Here is an 18,912-nt window from a genome sequence, read left to right on the forward strand (position 1 = left end):
AAGGCCGGTCGTCGCTCAGTGGATCTCCCGCACCACCACGTCGAGCGCCCACGGCCTGCCCGCCCTGCCGGGGGCCTCCGCCTCCACCGTGTACCCGAGGTCGCGCAGCGCCTCGACCAGCTCCGCCGGGTTCCTCGGAGCCGCGCCGGTGGTGAGCAGACCGCGGACGATCCTGCCCTTGGTCGCCTTGTTGAAGTGGCTGACGACGGAACGCTTCTCGACCCCGTCCACCACCTGCGCGTGCAGCACCCGGACCGTCGCCGTCCGGCCCGCGACCTCGCCCTTGGGCTTCCACGCCGCCGTGTACGCCGAGGAGCGCAGGTCGAGCACGAGCCCGTCGCCCGCGGCCTCGGGGAGCGCGGCGGCCATCGGCGTACGCCAGTGCGCGCCCAGCGCTCCGAGGCCGGGCAGCTTCACGCCCATCGAGCAGCGGTACGAGGGGATCCGGTCCGTCACCCGCACCGCCCCCCACAGTCCGGAGAAGACGAGCAGCGAGCGGCCCGCGCGCCGCTTGGCGGGGGTGTCCAGCGAGGCCAGGTCCAGGGCGTCGTAGAGGACCCCCGTGTAGATCTCCCCGGCCGGGCGCGCGCCCGCCGTCCGCAGTTCCGTGTTCTTCGCGATCTCGCCGCGCAGCCCCTCGCTCAGTCCGAGGACCTCGCGGGCCTTCTCCTCGTCCGCCACGCACAGCTCGACCAGCTCGTCGAGGACCGCCTGACGCGCCTCGGCGAGACCGGGCAGGGACAACGACTCCGGCTTGAGCGCGGTTCCCCGGCCGGAGGGCGCCTTGCCTTCGGAGGGCGGCAGCAGCACGAGCACGGTTGGTTCTCCTCACAGTGGATACGGCCGGCGCCAGCCTACGGGGTACCCCCGGGCCGCCCTCGCCCCCCGACCCCGCTCCCACCCGGGCCCACCGACCGTCCACTCGGGGTGCTCAACGGTCGGCCCCGGCCTAGGCTCGACCCATGCCTCGCCGTCACGTCCGCGTCACCGGTGCACCGGAGGCTCCGCTGCGAGCCGCCCTCCGCGCGTTGCGGGCGGAACTCGGTGTGCCAGGGAGTTTCCCGGCCGAGGTCCTCGCGGAGGCCGGGCGGCCGCCCCGCATGCCGGAGTACGACGCGACGGACATCCCCCTCTTCACCATCGACCCGCCGACGTCCCGCGACCTCGACCAGGCGATGCACCTGTCACGCCGCGAGCGGGGCGGCTACCGCGTCCGGTACGCCATCGCCGACGTCGCCGCCTTCGTGGTGCCCGGCGGAGCCCTGGACGCCGAGGCGCACCGGCGCGTGATGACCCTCTACTTCCCGGACGGGAAGATCCCCCTCCACCCGCCCCAGCTCTCCGAGGGCACCGCGAGCCTGCTCCCGGACCAGATCTGCCCGGCCGTCCTGTGGACGCTCGACCTGGACCCGGACGGCCGTACGGAGACCACCGGCGTCCGCCGCGCCCTCGTCCGCAGCCGCGCCAGACTGGACTACGCGGAGGTGCAGCGGCGGATCGACGCGGGCACGGCCGAGGAACCGCTCGCCCTGCTCAAGGACATCGGCGCCCTGCGCGAGGCCCTGGAGGTCGAGCGCGGCGGCATCTCGCTCAACGTGCCCGAGCAGGAGATCGTCGAGAAGGACGGGACGTACGAACTCGCCTACCGGGCCCCGCTGCCCGCCGACGGCTGGAACGCGCAGATCTCCCTGCTGACCGGCATGGCCGCGGCCGACCTGATGCTCGCGCACGGCACGGGAGTGCTGCGGACGCTCCCGGCCGCGCCGGACGGGGCGGTCGGACGGCTGCGCCGCACCGCGCGGGCCCTGCGCATCGACTGGCCGCACCACGTCTCGTACGCGCGGCTCATCCGCTCCCTCGACCCGCACCGGCCGCACCACGCCGCGTTCCTCCTGGAATGCACGACACTGCTGCGCGGCGCCGGATACACCGTCTTCCGGGACGGGGTGCTCCCCGAGGTCACCGCGCACGCCGCCGTCGCCGCGCCCTACGCCCACTGCACGGCCCCGCTGCGCCGGCTCGTCGACCGCTACGCCTCGGAGATCTGCCTCGCGGCCGCCGCCGGTCAGCCGCCGCCCGAGTGGGTCCTCGCGGCCCTCGACGCCCTGCCCAAGGAGATGGCGGACGGCGGCAGGCGGGCCGGCACCGTCGAGCGCGAGTGCGTCGACATCGTCGAGGCCGCGCTGCTCAAGGACCGGGTGGGTGACCTCTTCGAGGCCTGCGTGGTGGACGTACACGAACACGAACCCACGGTCGGCACCGTGCAGTTGGAGAACCCGGCGGTCTTCGCCCGGATCGAGGGCGGCACGACGGAGCTGCCCCTGGGCGAACGCCTGCGGGTCCGGCTCACCCAGGCGGACCCCGGCACGGCGAAGGTGCAGTTCGCCCCCGCGTGACCGCGGGGCCGAGGTCCCGGCATGGAATCCGGGCCACCAGGTGTTGCGCCTTTGGCGGCGAGCGCGGCCGGACACGGTGAACACGACGGTACGGGGGAGACGGCGATGAAGGAGCCCGCGAAGGGATCCGCGCGGGGACCCGTGAAGGGATCCGCGCAGGGATCCGTGAAGGGATCCGCGAAGGAAGAGGCCCGCTGGACCCGGGCCACCCTCGGCCGGGACGGCCGGCCCCTGGACCTGCTGACCGCCCGCTTCGACCGGCACCGCTACGCCCCGCACGCCCACGACGAGTTCACCATCGGGGTCAACGTCGGCGGCTCGGAGATCATCGACTACCGCGGCGGCCACATCAGGACGGGCCCCGGGTCCATCGTCGTACTGGCGCCCGGAGAGATGCACACCGGCGGACCGGCCGCCTGTGACGGTTACGCCTACCTGGCCCTGTACGCGGAGCCGGCCCTCCTCTCCGAGGGCGCCGTCGGCGGCCTCCCGCACTTCCGTGAACCCCTGCTCGACGACCCCGAACTCGCCGCCGCGCTGCGGGCCGCGCACACCGAACTGAGCGCCTGCCCCGACCCGCTGGAGGCCGAGTCCCGCTTTCCGTGGCTGCTCGCCGCGCTGACCCGGCGCCACTCCACGGCCCGGCCGGACCGCGACGCGGTCCCGGGCGCCGCGCACATAGCCGACGTCGTACGGGACCGCCTCGCCGGCGAACTCCAGGACCCGCCCTCCCTCGCCTCCCTCGCCACGGACCTGGGCCTGTCCCGCTACCAGCTCCTGCGCGCCTTCCGTACGACGACGGGGATACCGCCGTACGCCTGGCTCGCCCAGCACCGGGTGCACCGGGCCCGGCGGCTGCTGGAGTCCGGACTGCGCCCCGCCGAGGTCGCCGGGCTCGTGGGCTTCGCGGACCAGGCGCATCTGACACGCTGGTTCCGCCGGGTTCTGGGGGTGACACCGGCGGCGTACCGCACGAGCGTGTACCCGTCGCCGTGAGGCGGACGGCCACGTCTGCCGTCGTCGTCGGCGCGCAACAGCGTTCAAGACGCCCCACCGGACGGTGACCGAGACTGCCCGTATGACTGCACGCGGCTGGTTTCTGTTCTCCCTGATGGGAGTGATCTGGGGCATCCCCTATCTGATGATCAAAGTGGCGGTGGACGAGGTGTCCCCGTCGGTGGTGGTGTTCACGCGATGTGCGGTCGGCGCGCTGCTGCTGCTTCCCTTCGCGATCCGTCAGGGCGGCCTGACCAGGACGGTACGGGCCCACTGGCGCCCGATGCTGGCCTTCGCGATCATCGAGATCATGGTCCCCTGGTGGACCCTGACGGACGCCGAACGCCATCTCTCCAGCTCCACCGCCGGCCTCCTCATAGCCGGGGTGCCGATCATCGGGGTGGCCGCGGCCCGCTTCTTCGGCGACACGGAACGGCTCGGCGCGCGGCGGATCGCGGGCCTCGCCCTCGGTCTGACCGGGGTCGCGGTCCTCACGGCCCCGCACCTGACCGGCGGTGACGCCCGATCCCTCGTCGAGGTGCTGCTGACGGTCGTCGGCTACGCCACCGCGCCGGTCATCGTCGCCCGCCACCTCAAGGACGTGCCGTCGCTCCACCTCACCGCCCCCTGCCTGGCCCTGGCGGCGCTGGTCTACGCCCCCGCGGCGGCGGTGACCCGGCCGGACGCGCTGCCCTCCGGACAGGTCCTGGCCGCCCTGGTGGGCCTGGGTGTCATCTGCACGGCCGTCGCCTTCGTGGCCTTCCTGGAACTGATCAAGGAGGCCGGCCCGACCCGGGCGACGGTGATCACGTACGTCAACCCGGCGGTCGCGGTCGCGGCCGGCGCCGTCTTCCTGGACGAACGCCTCACCCCCGGAATCCTCGCCGCCTTCACCCTCATCCTGGCGGGCTCGGTCCTGGCCACGGCGACGGCAGGTCCTCGGCGTCCCGACCGCCCGGTACCATGGTCGGCACGGCAGACGAGCCGGGCGGACGGCCGCGTGAAGTCCCCTTAGGGGGCTTCCCGAGGAACGTCCGGGCTCCACAGGGCAGGGTGGTGGCTAACGGCCACCCGGGGTGACCCGCGGGACAGTGCCACAGAAAGTAGACCGCCGAGAACTCCGGTTCCCGGTAAGGGTGAAACGGTGGTGTAAGAGACCACCAGCGCCTGAGGCGACTCAGGCGGCTAGGTAAACCCCACCCGGAGCAAGGTCAAGAGGAGCCGCTGTAAAAGGTGGCTCTGCGCGGACGTTCGAGGGCTGCCCGCCCGAGTCCGCGGGTAGACCGCACGAGGCCGGCGGCAACGCCGGCCCTAGATGGATGGCCGTCTCCCCGGCCGCCGCGAGGCGACCGGGCGACAGAACCCGGCGTACAGCCCGACTCGTCTGCCAACAGGGCTTCGGCCCGGCCCCCTGGGCCGGGCCGAAGCCCTGTTCCCGTGGTTCCCGCGGCCTCAGTTCGTGACCGTGAACCAGGTGGCGCGGGACTTCTTCCACTCGTCGTGGGTGAGGTCCTTGGCCTCCGTGCCGTCGCCGTACAGATCGGCGGAACCGTCGTCCGTGATCAGCTGGGCGCGGGCGCCGGACACGGTGAGGTCGGGGACGTCGACGACCGCCTCCCAGCCGCCGGGGTCCGAGGTGGGCAGGTCCAGGCGCTTGACCGGCGCGTGCGCCGGGTCGCCGTCCCAGGAGTAGAGGGCGTACGGGTCCGAGTTGTCGTCGGCGGCCCAGGAACCGGCCACGATCAGGTACTGGTTCGAGGCGTTCTTGCGGATGTCGCGGATCGCCAGACCGCCGAGGTCGAGTTCGATCGGCGTGCCGAAGGTGGCCGCCGTGCCGCTGCTCAGCACCTTGTCGAAGTTGGTGACCGGCACGATGAGGGCCTTGCCGCCGGTCACCGCGGGGGACAGCGGGGCGCGGAAGCCGACGTAGGCCGTGGTCGTCGAGCCCGGCGCGAACTCCAGGCCCTCCACGTTGAACCCGTTGATCTCCTTGGGGATCTGGCCGTCCGCGGTGCCCGCCGCGAAGCCGTAGCGGTTGCCGTTCGCCTTGTCCCAGGCGACGAGGTTGTCCCGCAGCTTCTTGTACGAACGGCCGTACGCCAGGGCGGTCGAGGCGCCGGAGCCGGTCACCGTGGTGGTGAAGACGGTGTTGCGGTCCGCCTTGTACTCGCCGTCCTTGTTGTTGCCCAGCGAGCCCGTCCAGTAGATCGTGTCGCCGACGCGGGTGGCGCCCTCGATGTCGATCTCCTTGGAGGCGCCGATGTTCGAGGAGAAGTCCCACGTCCTGACCGGCGCGCCCGACACCGAACGGTCGTACAGGCGAAGGACGTTGGACTCGTCGTCCGCGACGATCGTGTAGCCGCCGCCCGCGTCGACGGCCGCCGAGGCGTCGCTGGACCCGGTGAAGTACCGGCTGTCGGAGGCGTATTGGACGGCGGCCGACGCGGCGTAGTGCAGCGTCTTGGTGGCCGTCTGGCCGTCGACCCCGGTCACCTTCACGGTGAGGTCGGTGTAGCCCTGGGCGCGCGCCGCGACCACGACCTTGCGGGTGGCGCCCGTGCCGGTGACGCTGACGTCCGCCGTGGTCGCCACCGCGGTCTTGCTGCTCTTGGTGACGGTGACGGTGAGCGCGCCGGCGTCGGCCCCGCTCTGCGCGACGGTCACGTTCACGGCCGGATCGGCGGTCGCGCCCACCGCGCCCGACAGATACGCGGCCGACAGCGAAAGGCTCGGCGTGCCGTAACTCGCCGCCTGCGCCTGGCTTCCCAGACTCACGGCCGTGAGCGTCAGCACGCCACCGATCAGGGCGACTGTCCTGCGGCCTGAGGAGAAAACGTAGTCCTGCACGGGGACCCTTTCGTCGGCTCTGCGTCGACGAGAAGGCTGAGCTGTGATCGCCAACTCCGTACTGCGCGAACGCGTCCACGGAGTGAACACTTCCGGTCGCCGCGGGCACGCTGCCCGGCGATGCCGAATCCTGTCCGCCGACTCCCCTTCCCGGTCAGGGAGTTGGAGTCGTGCCGAGCGAGCGTTCGGCGACCGACGCCAGGTGGGCGGTGAAGACCTCACGCGCGTCCGGCGCGAGCGTGCGCAACGCCACCATCGCCGTGATCATGACGTCGCACAGTTCCGACCGGACGTCGTCCCAGGTGTGGCTCACGCCCTTGCGCGGGTTCTGGCCCGTCGCGCCGATCACCGCCTGGGCGACCTCGCCGACCTCCTCCGACAGCTTCAGCACGCGCAGCAGCAGGCCCTCCCGGCCGCCGTGCGCCCGGTCGGCGTCCAGCCAGGCGCACAGCCGGCCGATCGTGTCCCAGAGGTCCTCGTCCTGCCCGGCCGGGTCGTCCGGAGTGTGGTCGGTCATGGACCGAGCCTCCCCCGACTCCGCGGGGCCGACCCCTGTTTCGCCGGGCGAGGGCCGTCTCCTCATCACCGGGCGAGGGGCCCGGCTCCTACTCGTCGAACAGGGCTTCCTGCTCGCCCTCCCGCGCCCTGCGCACCCGGTTGTTCCGCATGCCCACGACGACCGCGGTGACGGCCGCCGTCGTACCGAGGGCGATCGGCACCATCCAGCCGCGGTTCACCGCGTGGCCCAGCAGATGGTCGAGGGACAGCCGGCCCGGACCCGTCACCGCGAGGCCCGCCGCCGCCAGGCCGAGCGACGCCGTGTACTCGTAGCCACCGCTCATTGCGAAGAACCCGTTCGGTACGTGCACCGCCGCCGCGCCGGCCATCGCACCGGCCGCCGCGGCGCCGGCCGCGGGTGTGGCGAGCCCCAGCGCCAGCAGGGTGCCGCCGCCCGCCTCCGCGAGGCCCGCCGCCCGGGCGCTCGCCTTCCCCGGCGAGTAGCCCATGGCCTCCATGGCCGCCCCGGTGCCTTCGATGCCGCCTCCGCCGAACCAGCCGAACAGCTTCTGCGCTCCGTGCGCGGCCAGTACGCCGCCCGTGCTCAGACGGAGCAGCAGCAGTCCCAGATCACGCCGGTCGATACAGGTCACGGTGACTCCCAGTGCAGACAGCGGCAACGGTTCCCTCCCGGGTGTCCACCGTCGCACCGATCGGACGGGCCCGGCCTGCCCGCGCGGCCGTTCGGGTGGCGGCCCCGGGGGACCGGTGTGAATCTGGCTGCCATGACGATTCAGGCAGCGAAGCTCAGCGACCCGGCCGTCCGGGCCTTCGTCTCCGCGGTGAACGCCCATGACCGCAACGCCTTCGAGGCGCTTCTCGCGCCGGGCGCCACGATGTCCGACGACGGCTCCGACCGTGACCTCGACGACTGGACCGACCGGGAGATCTTCTCCTCCCGCGGCCACATGGACGTCGACAACGAGTCCGCCGGCGGGCGTCGCCTCATCGTGCGGTACCGCAACGACACCTGGGGCGAGATGAAGACGAGGTGGAGCTTCACCGTCGACGACGGCGGCAGGATCAGCCGCTTCGAGACCGGCCAGGCGTAGCGGTCCGAGGGGAACGCGAGGCGGATCGCCGAAGGCCGCTCACCGCCGCGCGGTCGACGGGGTCGACGGCGTGCTCGGACGGTGAGCGGCCCGGAGACGTGCGGGGCACGCACGGGCGGTGCGTGCGGGAGGCGCCAACGGCCGCGGTGGCCCCGCGGGTTCAGTGGCCCGGGGCCGGCCGGGCCCCGTGGGTTCAGTAGCCCTGAGCGGCGCCCTGACCGGCGCCGTACTGCTGCGCGTACTGCTCCCGCTCCGGCGCCTCGGCGGCCGGACGAGGGGCGGCGCGGTGGGCGCCGGCCTGCTCGGTCAGGCTGATCTGCCCGGCCTTGATGGTCGCGAGCCGCGGAGCGCGGCGGGCGATGGACGAGTCGTGGGTGACCATGATGAAGGTCAGCCCGTACTCGTGCCACAGCCCTTCTAGCAGTCCCATGATGTCGTCGCGGGTGCCTTCGTCGAGGTTGCCGGTCGGCTCGTCCGCGAGCAGCACCTTCGGCTTCTTGACCAGCGCGCGGGCGATGGCGACCCGCTGCTGCTGCCCGCCGGACAGCTCGGTCGGGACGTGCGTCAGCCGCTCGCCCAGACCGACCGAGCGCAGCGCCTCGGCGGCCCGGTCGCGCCGCTCGGCGGGCTTCACCCCCAGCGGGACGAGGGCGGTCTCGACGTTCTCCTGCGCGGTCAGTGTCGGGATGAGGTTGAACGACTGGAAGATGATGCCGATCTTCTCGGCACGCAGCCGGGTCAGCTTGGCCTCGCTGATCGAGGCCAGGTCCACGCCGTCCAGCACGACACTGCCGGAGGTCGGCCGGTCGAGACCGCCGATCATCTGGAGCAGCGTCGACTTGCCGCCGCCGGTGGGGCCCTGGATGACGAGCTGGTCGCCGTCCTCGATGGCGAGGTCGACGCCGCGCAGCGCCTCGACCGTCTCCTTGCCCCGCGTGTAGCGCTTGGTGACGCCGGTGAGCTTGTACATGAGGTTTCTCCGAGGATGAAGGGGTGGGGCGCCGCGGCCCGGGGGGAGTGGCCGCGGCGCCCCGGCTCAAGGGGTGTGGCCCGAGGTGCGGGTCAGGAGACGCTGCGGAGCGCGTCCGCCGGGCGCATCCGGGAGGCGCGCCAGCCGCCCATCGCGCCGGCGATCAGACCGCCGGTGATGGCCAGGCCCGCGGCGAGCGCGATGGTGGTCAACGAGACGGGCGCGGTGAGCGCGATGTCGATCGTGTTCTTGGCCGCGGAGGCCGCCTGCTGGCCGGGACCGCCGCCACCGGGGCCGCCGCCCATGCCACCGCCGCCGGTGGAGCCGAGCTCCGCCGTCAGCTTCGGGCTGATCGCGGTGACGGTGTAGGCCGCGCCGAGACCGAGGGCGATACCGAGCACGCCGCCGAGCAGTCCGTTCACGATCGACTCGCCGACGACCTGCCGGGTGACCTTGCGGGACGGCCAGCCCAGGGCCTTCAGGGTGCCGAACTCGCGCACCCGGCGGGAGACGGCGGAGGAGGTGAGCAGCGCCGCGACCAGGAACGCGGCGATCAGGACCGCGATGGAGAGCCACTTGCCGACGCTCGTCGCGAGGTTCGAGGCGGTCGACAGCGAGCCGGAGACGGTGCTCGCGAGGTCGGCGGAGGTGGTGACCGTCGTCCCGGAGATGTTCTTCTGGATGGTCGACTTGACCGTGGCGATCTGCTTCGAGTCGGTCGCCTTGACGTAGATCGTGGTGACCTTGTTCTTGGCGTCACCGAGCGTCTGGGCCTGCTTCAGCGGCAGGTAGACGTCGGTGGTCGACTCGCTGCTGTCGGGCGTCGCGATGCCGATGACCGTGTACTTGGTGCCGGAGATCTTGAAGGTCTTGCCGACCGTGTACTTGTTCTGCTTGGCGTACGACTTGCTGACCACGGCGACCTTCGCGCTGGTCTGCGCGGCCGTGAACGTCCTGCCTGTGGTGATCTTCGAGGTGGCCAGCGGGCCGAGGTCCTGGTGGGTCACGTCGACGCCGGCGACGGAGTAGGAGTTCACATCGAAGGAGGCGCCGCCGCCCTGCACCTGCGGCGCACCGGTGCCGCCGCTGCTCTGGCCGCCGGGTCCGCCCTGCTGGCCGGAGCCCGACGTCGTGGACTTCGCCTTGCCCTGGGTGAAGGAGCCGTTGACCTTGGTGACGTTCAGGCTGAGCGCGCCCACCGCGCTCGACACGCCCTTCTGCGCGGCGACCTCGGTGACGAGCGAGGACTTCAGGGACTGTCCGCCCTGGGTCATCACCCGGTCCGAGCTCTGTGTCTTGCTGCTGCTCGACTTGGCGTCGAAATCGAACTTCGGGCGGCCCGAGGAGTTGCCCGTCGGAGCGGTCCGGGCCTTGGTGACCGTCATGTCCGTGCCGAGCCCGTACAGCGACTTCAGGACCTTGCCCTGGGCCTGCTGCATGCCGGCCGACACCGAGTTGACGGTGATGACCAGCGCGATTCCGAGCGCCAGACCCAGGGCGATCACCAGCGCCGCCTTCTTGCGCCGGCTCAGCTCACGCTTGAGATAGATGCCAAACATCCCGTTCCTCAAAGGTTCTTGGCGCCCCAGTGGGCGCGGCCACAAGCTATGGAGAAACCTTTGAGCCGGGCTGAGCAAGAGATGTGTGAGGGCTGAGAATCCGGACCCCGGAATCAATATTGGGTCAGACAGCCCGTTCTCAGGCTTTCGAGGGCTCATTGCCAGGAAACGTCTGTTGGGTGGGCCCGCGGGGCAGAACGGCGGGCCCGCCTCGGCGCATCTCCCGGTGGGACGGTGGACGGTGTCCAGCGAGGCGGGCCCGTCCCCGCACGCCCTGTTTTGCCGCCGTTTTGGAATCGGCGTTCCTTCTCTTTATGACCCCGCTGTCAGGCTTCTCGGAGAGACTTTGTACGGTCCCGGGATGCGTGATTCTTCCGGGCTCTCCCGCCGTGCCGCTCTTGGCCTCGCCGCCGCCGTGCCCCTCGCCGCCACGACGGCCACGACCGCGTACGCCGCGACGACGATCGGCGGTGCGAGACTGGCCCGCGCCGGGATCCAGACGAACGGGGCGACGGGGCTGCCCAAACGGCTCACCGCCCGCTCCTGGGTGGTCGCGGACCACACCACCGGCGAGGTGCTCGCCTCGTACAACGCGCACCGGCGTCTCGCGCCCGCCTCCACCCTGAAGATGCTCTTCGCCGACGTCGTGCTGAAGAAGTTCGATCGCGCCGAGACGTACAAGGTGACCGACGCCGACCTCGCCGACGTTCCCTCGGGCTCCAGCCTCGTCGGTGTGAAGCCCGGCATCACGTACACCGTCGAGCAGTTGTGGCAGGGCGTCTTCCTGCGCTCCGGCAACGACGCGGTGCACGTGCTCAGCCACATGAACGGCGGCATCGCGGCCACGGTCGCCGAGATGCAGGCCCTGGCCAAGGACCTGCAGGCCCTGGACACCCATGTGATCAGCCCCGACGGCTTCGACCACAAAGGCCAGCTGTCGTCCGCGTACGACCTGACGCTCTTCGCCCGGCACGGTCTCGCGGACGCCGACTTCCGCGGCTACTGCTCGACGAAGACCGCGGACTTCCCGGCCGGGGGCAAGAAGACCTTCCAGATCCAGAACACCGACCGCCTGCTGACGGGCGCGTGGGGCGTGCGCCCGTACGACGGTCTCATCGGGGTGAAGAACGGCTACACCAGCCACGCCGGCAACACCTTCACCGGCGCCGCGACCCGCGACGGGCGGACCCTGCTCGTGACGGTGATGCACCCGAAGAGCGGCGGCAGCGGTGTCTACGAGGAGACGGCCCAGCTCTTCGACTGGGGCTTCGGGAAGGGAGCGCACGCCGAGCCGGTCGGCACGCTGGTCGATCCGCTGAGCGAGGGCGGCGCGAGCGCGAAGCCCACGCGGAAGGCGGCGAAGGCCGCGGCGGGAGCTCCGGCCGCGGCCTCGGCCACGAAGACGGACGGCCCGCCGTGGGGGCTGGTCGGCGGGGCGGGGGCGGCGGTCGCTCTCCTCGCGGGCGGCGCGCTGGCGCTGCGCAACCGCAGGAGGCGGTCCGCCCGGGAGGCCGTGGAGGAGCCGGTCGAGGCGGAAGGCCACCGCGGGCGCCGATGACGGGGACAGCCGCTCCGCGGTCCGGTGCACACCTCGCGTGCGAGGTCCGCCCCCACCCGGGCCACGGAGCGACTGCCACCTCCCCCTCGGTGTGGACCGTGGTCGTACCGAAGTCGTGTGCTCCAAGTGTGAAGCTCTGACGGGGGAGATGCCGAGCATAGGCGCATCAACGGCTTATATGGTCCGGAGATTCAGCTTCCGTTTGTGAGGGTTGAGCCGTTGACCAGTTCTTGGTGAACCACGGGCGCTCGCCGTACGTATCCGTCAGCCGCGTCCGACGTAGGGCATGGCCGTCGCCAGCACCGTCGCGAACTGCACGTTGGCCTCCAGCGGCAGCTCGGCCATGTGCCGCACCGTGCGCGCCACGTCGGCCACGTCCATCACCGGTTCGACCGCCAGCTCACCGTTCGCCTGGGGGGTTCCGGTCCGCATCCGCTCGGTCATGTCGGTGGCCGCGTTGCCGATGTCGATCTGCCCGCAGGCGATCCGGTACGGACGCCCGTCCAGGGACAGCGACTTGGTCAGGCCGGTCAGCGCGTGCTTGGTCGCGGTGTAGGCGATCGACCGGGGGCGGGGCGTGTGCGCCGAGATCGAGCCGTTGTTGATGATCCGGCCGCCCTGCGGGTCCTGCTCCTTCATCTGCCGGTACGCCGCCTGCGCGCACAGGAACGCGCCGTTCAGATTGGTGTCGACGACATGCCGCCAGGCCTCGTACGACAGCTCTTCGAGGGGCACACCACCGGGACCGAACGTTCCGGCGTTGTTGAACAGCAGGTCGAGGCGCCCGAACCGGTCGCGCGCGGCGGCGAAGAGGGCGGCCACCTCGTCGGGGCGCGACACGTCCGTGCGGACGGCGAGCGAGGGGGCCCCGGGCACCAGGGCCGCCGTCTCCTCCAGGGTCTGTGTCCGGCGCCCGGCGAGCACCACCGACCAGCCGGTGCGCAGCAGTTCGGCGGCGACCGCGCGGCCGATGCCGGAGCCCGCCCCGGTCACCGTCGCGATCTTCGTCTGCGGGGGATTCTTGGCGTTCATGCGCCCGCAGCGTAGGGGAGGGGAGCCGCCGCGTCCGGCATCGGACGCATCGGACGCGGCGGGGCCGGCGGAGGCCGGCGGGGGCCGCCGGGAAACGGCGGCCCGGACCGGTGCGCGTCCTACGCGTTCGCCTCGCCGGGGTAGCGGACGCCGATGCCGTCCCGGATCGCGTCGAGGGTCCGCATCACGGCGAGCGTGCCGTCGAGCGGGACGAGCGGGGACTCGGTCTCGCCTGCGCGCAGGGCCCGCATCACCTCGGCGGCCTCGTGCTTGAGGCTGTTGCGCGGACCCGAGGCGGGGTCGGCGCGGAAGGTCTCCGGCTCGCGGCCGTCGCGGTGCAGGACGAAGTGGTCCGGGAAGAAGAAGCCGTCCGGGAGGTCGATGCGGCCCGCGGAGCCCGTGACGGAGGCGGCGACGGGGGTGCCGCCGTTGATGGAGCAGTGCACCGAGGCGAGAGCGCCGCTCTCATAGGAGAGCAGTGCACCCGTCTGGAGATCGACGCCCTCGTCGGAGAGCACCGCTCTCGCGACGATGTCCGAGGGCTCCCCGAGCAGCAGTTGAGCGAACGACACCGGGTAGACGCCGAGATCGAGCAGCGCGCCGCCGCCCTGCGCCGGGTCCCGCAGCCGGTGCGAGGGCGGGAACGGTCCCGCGAGACCGAAGTCGGCCTGCACCGTGCGCACTTCACCGATCACACCGTCGTCGACGAGCGACTTCAGCCGCCCGACCAGTGGATTGCAGTACATCCACATGGCCTCCATCAGGAAGCGGTCGTGCCGCCGGGCGAGGGCGACCAGCTCCTCGGCCTCCCGCGCGTTCAGCGTGAACGCCTTCTCGCACAGCGCATGACGGCCCGCCTCCAGGCACATCCCGGCGGCCGCCCGGTGCGCCGAGTGCGGGGTGGCGACGTACACGATGTCGACGTCCTCGTCGGCGGCCAGCGACGCCCAGTCCCCGTACGCCCGCGGAATCCCGAACCGCTCCGCGAACGCCTTCGCCGAGGCGTCCGTCCGTGAGGCGACGGCCACCACCTCGGCGTCCGGCATGTCCACCAGATCCGCGGTGAACGCCGCGGCGATCCCGCCGGTCGCAAGAATTCCCCACCGCACGCGTTCGCGCTCGCCCGTCATGCCCGCCCCTTGATCCGTGACCCCGAACACGCTGTTCGAACTGAGAGCATAGGGGGCGCGTCTTCAGGAGAGGGGGGCACATGCCCGAGCGTGGCCGCATCACGCGGGACCAGGAAGGCCCGCGAGGGCACATACCGAACGCGGAAGCCGGCGACACCACGGCCGTGGTCGCCCGGACCGCGCGACCGGCCACCGAACCGGCATCCGCCACCACCCCGCGGCCGCGGGTCGCCGCCGCCGCACGGCCGGACGGTGCCGCGAGCCGACCGCAGCCCGGTGCCGCGACGGAGCCCGGTGCCGCGAGCCGACCGCAGCCCGGTGCCGTGACGGAGCCCGGTGCCGTGACACGGCCGGCGGCCGGCCCCGGTGCCCCGGGCCGCACCGGACTCCTCGTCACCCTCGTCCTCGGCGGGCTCACCGCCACACCCCCGCTCGCGATGGACATGTACCTCCCCTCGCTGCCGGAGGTCACCGGATCGCTGCACGCCCCCGCCGCCACCGTGCAGCTCACGCTCACCGCGTGCCTCGCGGGCATGGCCCTCGGACAGCTCGTCGTCGGGCCGATGAGCGACCGGTGGGGCCGCAGACGCCCGCTGCTCGCCGGTCTCGCCGTCTACGTCGTCGCCACCGTGCTGTGCGCCCTCGCGCCCGGCATCGGCCTGCTCGTCGCCTTCCGCCTGGTCCAGGGTCTCGCGGGAGCGGCCGGGATCGTGATCGCCCGAGCCGTCGTCCGCGACCTCTACGACGGCGTGGCGATGGCCCGCTTCTTCTCCACCCTCATGCTCATCTCCGGCGTCGCCCCCGTCGTCGCGCCGCTCATCGGCGGACAGATCCTGCGCGTCACCGACTGGCGGGGCGTGTTCGTGGTCCTCACCGCGGTGGGCATCGCGTTGACCGCGGTCGTCTGGGCGAAGCTGCCCGAGACCCTCCGGCCGGCGGACCGGCACGGCGGCGGCGTCGGCGAGGCGCTGCGGGCCATGCGCGGACTGCTCGCCGACCGCGCCTTCGCCGGGTACATGCTCGCGGGCGGCTTCACCTTCGCGGCCCTGTTCGCCTACATCTCCGCGTCCCCCTTCGTGATCCAGGACCTCTACGGCGCCTCCCCGCAGACCTTCAGCCTGCTCTTCGGCGTGAACTCCGTCGGCCTGGTCATCGCCGGACAGATCAACGGCAAGCTGCTGGTCGGCCGGGTCGCCCTCGAAAAGGTCCTCGCCGTCGGCCTTGCCCTCGTCGTCCTCGCCGCGAGCGCGCTGCTGGTCATGTCCACCGGCGTACTCGGCACGGTCGGGCTCGCGCCGGTGGCCGCCGCGCTGTTCGTGCTGATGTCGGCCATGGGACTCGCCCTGCCCAACACCCAGGCGCTCGCCCTCATGCGGGTGCGGCACGCGGCCGGTTCCGCCTCCGCGCTGCTCGGCACCTCCTCCTTCCTCATCGGCGCGGTCGCCTCGCCGCTCGTCGGCATCGCCGGGGAGCACACCGCCGTTCCGATGGCCGTCGTCCAGCTGGTGGCCGCACTGGTGGCCGTCGGCTGCTTCGTGGGACTGTGCCGTCCCCGGCGGACGGGACGTACTGCGAACGGAAAGGCGGCGGAAAGCTGAGCGCACCACGACTGCGGACCGGGACACCGGAGCGGGCCGGACTCGACCCCCGTGAACTGCGGCTGCTCGTCCACGAGGTCCGCGCCCTCACGCGGGGGGCCGACCCATGGGCGGCGGGCGTCGTGGTGGTCGCCGGGCGCGGTCCGGTCATCGCCGTCGAGGAGGCGGCGGGCTGGGCGGTGCGCTACGCGGCCCACGATGCGGAGAAGGGCACCGGGGTCGAACTGCCGCCGGACGCCCGGGTTCCGGCGACCGTGCGCACGCCCTTCGACCTGGCCTCCCTCACCAAGCTGTTCACGGCGGTCGCCGCCGTGCAGCAGTTGGAGAGGGGCACGCTGGGCATCGAGGCGCGGGTCGGCGCGTATCTGCCGGAGTTCCGCGCGGCCCGCGAGCACGGCATCACCGTACGGCAGCTCCTCACCCACACCTCCGGGCTGCGCCCCGAACTCCCGTTGTACGACTGCCCGGACGACACGGCCCGGCTGGCGATGCTGCGGGCGGAGGCCCCCTCGTCCGAACCGGGCGAGTACCGGTACTCCGACATCAACCTGATCCTGCTGCAGTACGTGCTGGAACGCGTCACCGGCCGGGGGCTCGACATCCTTGTCAGGGACGGCATCACCCGCCCGCTGGGCATGCACGACACCGCCTTCGGGCCCTGCCCCGGCGCGGCGGCCACGGAGGACCAGCGGCGGCCGTGGGCCAAGGCGGACCGGGGCATGCTGCGGGGTGTGGTCCACGACGAGAACGCCTGGGCGCTCGGCGGGGTCGCCGGTCACGCCGGGCTCTTCTCCACCGCCCGCGATCTGGCCGTGTTCTGCCGCACCCTGCTCGCGGGCGGCTCCTACGGTCCCGCGCGCATCCTCGGCCCCGACTTCGTCGAGCTCCTGCTCACCCCGCCCGGCCTCGGATTCGCCCTCGACCAGCCCTGGTTCATGGGCACCCTCGCGGGCCGCGGAGCGGCCGGGCACACCGGGTTCACCGGTACGTCCCTGGTCCTGGACCCGGCCACGGACACGTTCCTGGTGCTGCTCGCCAACACGGTCCACCCCCGGCGGCGTCCGGCGGACAACGCGCCCCGGGTGGCAGCGGCCACCCGGCTGAGGCGGGCGGTGCGCGGCACCTGAGAGAATCGGGCCGTGAACGCCCCCGTACCCCCCGCCGAGACCCTGCGCGGCGCCCTCGCCGGGCTCCTCGACGGTCTGCCGCCCAAGACCGCCGCGCAGGCGGTCGAGCGGCTGATCGTGAACTACCGGGGGACCACCCCGACGCACGCCCCGATCCTCCGGGACCGCTCGGACGTGGCCGCGTACGCCGCGTACCGGATGCCCGCGACGTTCGAGGCGGTGTGCGCGGCGCTGGAGGCGTTCGCGGACGCGGTGCCCGGCTGGGTGCCGGGCAGCCATGTGGACGTCGGCGGTGGCACCGGCGCGGCCACCTGGGCGGTGAACGCGACCTGGGCGGGCTCCCGTCCGGTGACCGTGCTCGACTGGGCCGAGCCCGCCCTCGCGCTCGGCCGGGAGATCGCCGCCGCCAACCCGGAGCTGACGGATGCCGCGTGGCAGCGCTCTCGCATCGGAGCGGCGCTCACCATCGAGAGCACTGATCTCGTCACCGTCTCCTACGTCCTCGGCGAGCTCACCGACGCCGACCGCGCCTCGGTCGTGGACGCCGCCGCGAGCGCCGCCCAGGCCGTCGTGATCATCGAGCCCGGCACACCCGACGGCTACACCCGCGTCCTCGCCGCCCGGGACCGGCTCGTCGGCGCCGGCTTCCACGTCGCGGCCCCCTGCCCGCACAGCGCGGCCTGCCCCATCGTCCCCGGCCAGGACTGGTGCCACTTCTCCGCGCGGGTCGCCCGTTCCTCGCTGCACCGCCAGGTCAAGGGCGGTTCGCTGCCCTACGAGGACGAGAAGTTCAGCTATGTCGCCGCGACCCGCTTCCCGCCCGTCCCGGCGCCCTCCCGCATCGTGCGCAAGCCGCAGATCCGCAAGGGACAGGTCCTGCTCGACCTGTGCGAGCCGGACGAGGCGCTGCGCCGCGAGACCGTGACCAAGCGCCTGGGACCGCTGTACAAGGCGGCCCGCGACGCGGAGTGGGGCGACGCCTGGCCGCCGCCCCAGGACGTCCCCGGCTCTCCCGCCTAACCTCTCAGCTCCTGAGTGCAGCACTTGACGCTTCCGCCGCCCTTGAGGAGCTCCCCGAGGTCGACACCGACGGGTACGAAGCCGCGCTCCCGGAGCGGGTCGAACAGGCCCGCCGCCTCCTGCGGCAACAGCACGTGCAGACCGTCCGAGACCGCGTTCAGGCCCAGCGCGGCGGCGTCCTCGGCCGTGGCGGTCAGCGCGTCCGGGAACAGCCGGCGCAGTACCTCGCGGCTGCCGGGGGAGAACGCCGGCGGGTAGTACATGACGTCGTCCGCGGTGTCGTCGAGGACGGCGAGGGCCGTGTCCAGGTGGTAGTAGCGGGGGTCGACCAGGTCCAGGCCGATCACCGGACGGCCGAAGAACTCCTGCGCCTCCCCGTGCGAGAGCGGGCTGGCCCGAAAGCCCCGGCCCGCGAGCAGATACGACCCCGTGACGACGAAGTCGCCCTCTCCCTCGTTGATGTGCGCCGCTTCGTGGATCTGCCCGAAGCCGCGGGCACGGAACCACTCCAGGTGCGCCGCCGCCTCCGGCTCGCGCTGCGGGTAGGCGAACCGGGCGCCCAGCACCCTGCCGTCCACGACCGTCGCGCCGTTCGCCGCGAAGACCATGTCCGGCAGGCCCGGACGGGGGGTGAGCTCCTCGACCGTGTGGCCGAGGGAGCGATAGCGGTCCCGGAGGTCCTCCCACTGGGCGAGGGCGAGCGGCACGTCGACCGGTTTGGCGGGGTCCATCCACGGGTTGATCGCGTATGTCACGTCGAAGTGCACCGGTGGGCACATGAGGTAACGCCGGGGCGTGGCACGGCGGAGAGGGTGCAAGGAAGGCTCCTTACGCAACCGCAGGGGCAGTTGATGCTCATGGTGCGGTGCGCGGGGCCCCGAAAGCGGGATCCGAAGAGGCCGTGTCCGCCAACCCACTCCGCCCGGCCTGGCCCGCCCGGCCTGGCCCGCCCCGCCCGTCCCGGCACGCCCCACCCCGCCCGTCCCGGCACGCCCTGGCCGTCCCCACCCGTCCCGGCACACCCGGCACGCCCTGTCCGGTCTGGCTCGTCCGGCCCGCCCGGCCCGGT

The 18,912-nt window shown here is 72.6% G+C and carries 16 protein-coding genes, 1 other RNA gene and 1 pseudogene; 9 read left to right on the forward strand and 9 right to left on the reverse strand.

What is annotated here, in order from left to right; all coding sequences use genetic code 11:
* Positions 1-15: 15 nt before the first annotated feature.
* Positions 16-816, reverse strand: coding sequence for a peroxide stress protein YaaA (yaaA, locus tag OHT01_RS27810; protein WP_328555839.1), 801 nt, complete (start codon positions 814-816; stop codon positions 16-18).
* A 146-nt stretch (positions 817-962) separates the two neighbouring features.
* On the opposite strand from yaaA, the gene OHT01_RS27815 reads away from it, so the two are divergent.
* From OHT01_RS27815 to rnpB, 4 genes and pseudogenes are all read left to right on the forward strand, one after another.
* The gene (locus tag OHT01_RS27815) at positions 963-2,396 is read left to right on the forward strand and encodes an RNB domain-containing ribonuclease (protein ID WP_328555840.1); all 1,434 of its coding nucleotides are present in this window, start codon (positions 963-965) and stop codon (positions 2,394-2,396) included.
* Positions 2,397-2,501: 105 nt separating this feature from the next.
* Entirely contained in the window at positions 2,502-3,392 is an 891-nt protein-coding gene (locus OHT01_RS27820) for an AraC family transcriptional regulator (protein ID WP_443043448.1), read from the forward strand.
* A 145-nt stretch (positions 3,393-3,537) separates the two neighbouring features.
* Positions 3,538-4,254: pseudogene (locus OHT01_RS40195) on the forward strand (DMT family transporter); the annotation flags it as partial.
* A gap of 118 nt (positions 4,255-4,372) precedes the next feature.
* An RNA gene (gene rnpB / locus OHT01_RS27835) (RNase P RNA component class A) lies at positions 4,373-4,779 on the forward strand.
* 65 nt (positions 4,780-4,844) lie between these two features.
* Here the strand turns inward: rnpB and OHT01_RS27840 are convergent.
* From OHT01_RS27840 to OHT01_RS27850, 3 genes are all read right to left on the reverse strand, one after another.
* Positions 4,845-6,167, reverse strand: a complete 1,323-nt coding sequence (locus OHT01_RS27840) for a DUF3616 domain-containing protein (protein WP_328555844.1) — start codon at positions 6,165-6,167, stop codon at positions 4,845-4,847.
* 226 nt (positions 6,168-6,393) lie between these two features.
* Positions 6,394-6,756: a MazG-like family protein gene (locus tag OHT01_RS27845; RefSeq protein ID WP_328555845.1), complete on the reverse strand. Its 363-nt coding sequence runs from the start codon at positions 6,754-6,756 to the stop codon at positions 6,394-6,396.
* Positions 6,757-6,844: 88 nt separating this feature from the next.
* Positions 6,845-7,390 carry a DoxX family protein gene (locus OHT01_RS27850; protein WP_328555846.1) on the reverse strand — a complete coding sequence of 182 codons (546 nt, stop codon included), beginning with the start codon at positions 7,388-7,390 and terminating at the stop codon, positions 6,845-6,847.
* Positions 7,391-7,522: 132 nt separating this feature from the next.
* Here OHT01_RS27850 and OHT01_RS27855 point away from each other — a divergent pair, with 132 nt between their 5' ends.
* A complete protein-coding gene (locus tag OHT01_RS27855; protein WP_328555847.1) occupies positions 7,523-7,849 on the forward strand; it encodes a nuclear transport factor 2 family protein in 327 nt (108 codons plus the stop codon).
* A gap of 193 nt (positions 7,850-8,042) precedes the next feature.
* On the opposite strand, the gene OHT01_RS27860 is transcribed toward OHT01_RS27855, so the two are convergent.
* Complete coding sequence (locus tag OHT01_RS27860; RefSeq protein ID WP_328555848.1) at positions 8,043-8,819, reverse strand: ABC transporter ATP-binding protein; 777 nt, start codon at positions 8,817-8,819, stop codon at positions 8,043-8,045.
* Between the two features lie 92 nt (positions 8,820-8,911).
* Positions 8,912-10,378 (reverse strand): ABC transporter permease, encoded by a 1,467-nt coding sequence (locus OHT01_RS27865; protein ID WP_328555849.1) that lies wholly within the window; start codon positions 10,376-10,378, stop codon positions 8,912-8,914.
* Positions 10,379-10,739: 361 nt separating this feature from the next.
* Between OHT01_RS27865 and OHT01_RS27870 the strand changes: the two genes are divergently transcribed.
* The gene (locus OHT01_RS27870) at positions 10,740-11,936 is read left to right on the forward strand and encodes a D-alanyl-D-alanine carboxypeptidase family protein (RefSeq protein ID WP_328555850.1); all 1,197 of its coding nucleotides are present in this window, start codon (positions 10,740-10,742) and stop codon (positions 11,934-11,936) included.
* A gap of 264 nt (positions 11,937-12,200) precedes the next feature.
* Here the strand turns inward: OHT01_RS27870 and OHT01_RS27875 are convergent, their stop codons facing one another.
* Positions 12,201-12,968, reverse strand: a complete 768-nt coding sequence (locus OHT01_RS27875; RefSeq protein ID WP_328555851.1) for an SDR family oxidoreductase — start codon at positions 12,966-12,968, stop codon at positions 12,201-12,203.
* A 119-nt stretch (positions 12,969-13,087) separates the two neighbouring features.
* Positions 13,088-14,098: a Gfo/Idh/MocA family protein gene (locus OHT01_RS27880; RefSeq protein ID WP_328555852.1), complete on the reverse strand. Its 1,011-nt coding sequence runs from the start codon at positions 14,096-14,098 to the stop codon at positions 13,088-13,090.
* An 80-nt stretch (positions 14,099-14,178) separates the two neighbouring features.
* Here OHT01_RS27880 and OHT01_RS27885 point away from each other — a divergent pair, with 80 nt between their 5' ends.
* Genes OHT01_RS27885 through OHT01_RS27895 form a run of 3 tightly spaced genes read left to right on the forward strand, consistent with a single transcriptional unit; the run spans position 14,179 to position 17,843 of the window.
* Positions 14,179-15,696: a multidrug effflux MFS transporter gene (locus OHT01_RS27885; RefSeq protein ID WP_328555853.1), complete on the forward strand. Its 1,518-nt coding sequence runs from the start codon at positions 14,179-14,181 to the stop codon at positions 15,694-15,696.
* Positions 15,642-16,823, forward strand: a complete 1,182-nt coding sequence (locus OHT01_RS27890; protein WP_328555854.1) for a serine hydrolase domain-containing protein — start codon at positions 15,642-15,644, stop codon at positions 16,821-16,823. The genes OHT01_RS27885 and OHT01_RS27890 overlap by 55 nt, the downstream gene beginning before the upstream one ends.
* A 12-nt stretch (positions 16,824-16,835) precedes the next feature.
* Positions 16,836-17,843, forward strand: a complete 1,008-nt coding sequence (locus OHT01_RS27895; protein ID WP_328555855.1) for a small ribosomal subunit Rsm22 family protein — start codon at positions 16,836-16,838, stop codon at positions 17,841-17,843.
* Here OHT01_RS27895 and ddaH read toward each other — a convergent pair.
* Positions 17,840-18,661: a dimethylargininase gene (gene ddaH / locus OHT01_RS27900; RefSeq protein ID WP_405917285.1), complete on the reverse strand. Its 822-nt coding sequence runs from the start codon at positions 18,659-18,661 to the stop codon at positions 17,840-17,842. The genes OHT01_RS27895 and ddaH overlap by 4 nt on opposite strands.
* Positions 18,662-18,912 lie beyond the last annotated feature (251 nt).

The sequence above is a fragment of the Streptomyces sp. NBC_00358 genome (assembly GCF_036099295.1).
Classification (GTDB): domain Bacteria; phylum Actinomycetota; class Actinomycetes; order Streptomycetales; family Streptomycetaceae; genus Streptomyces.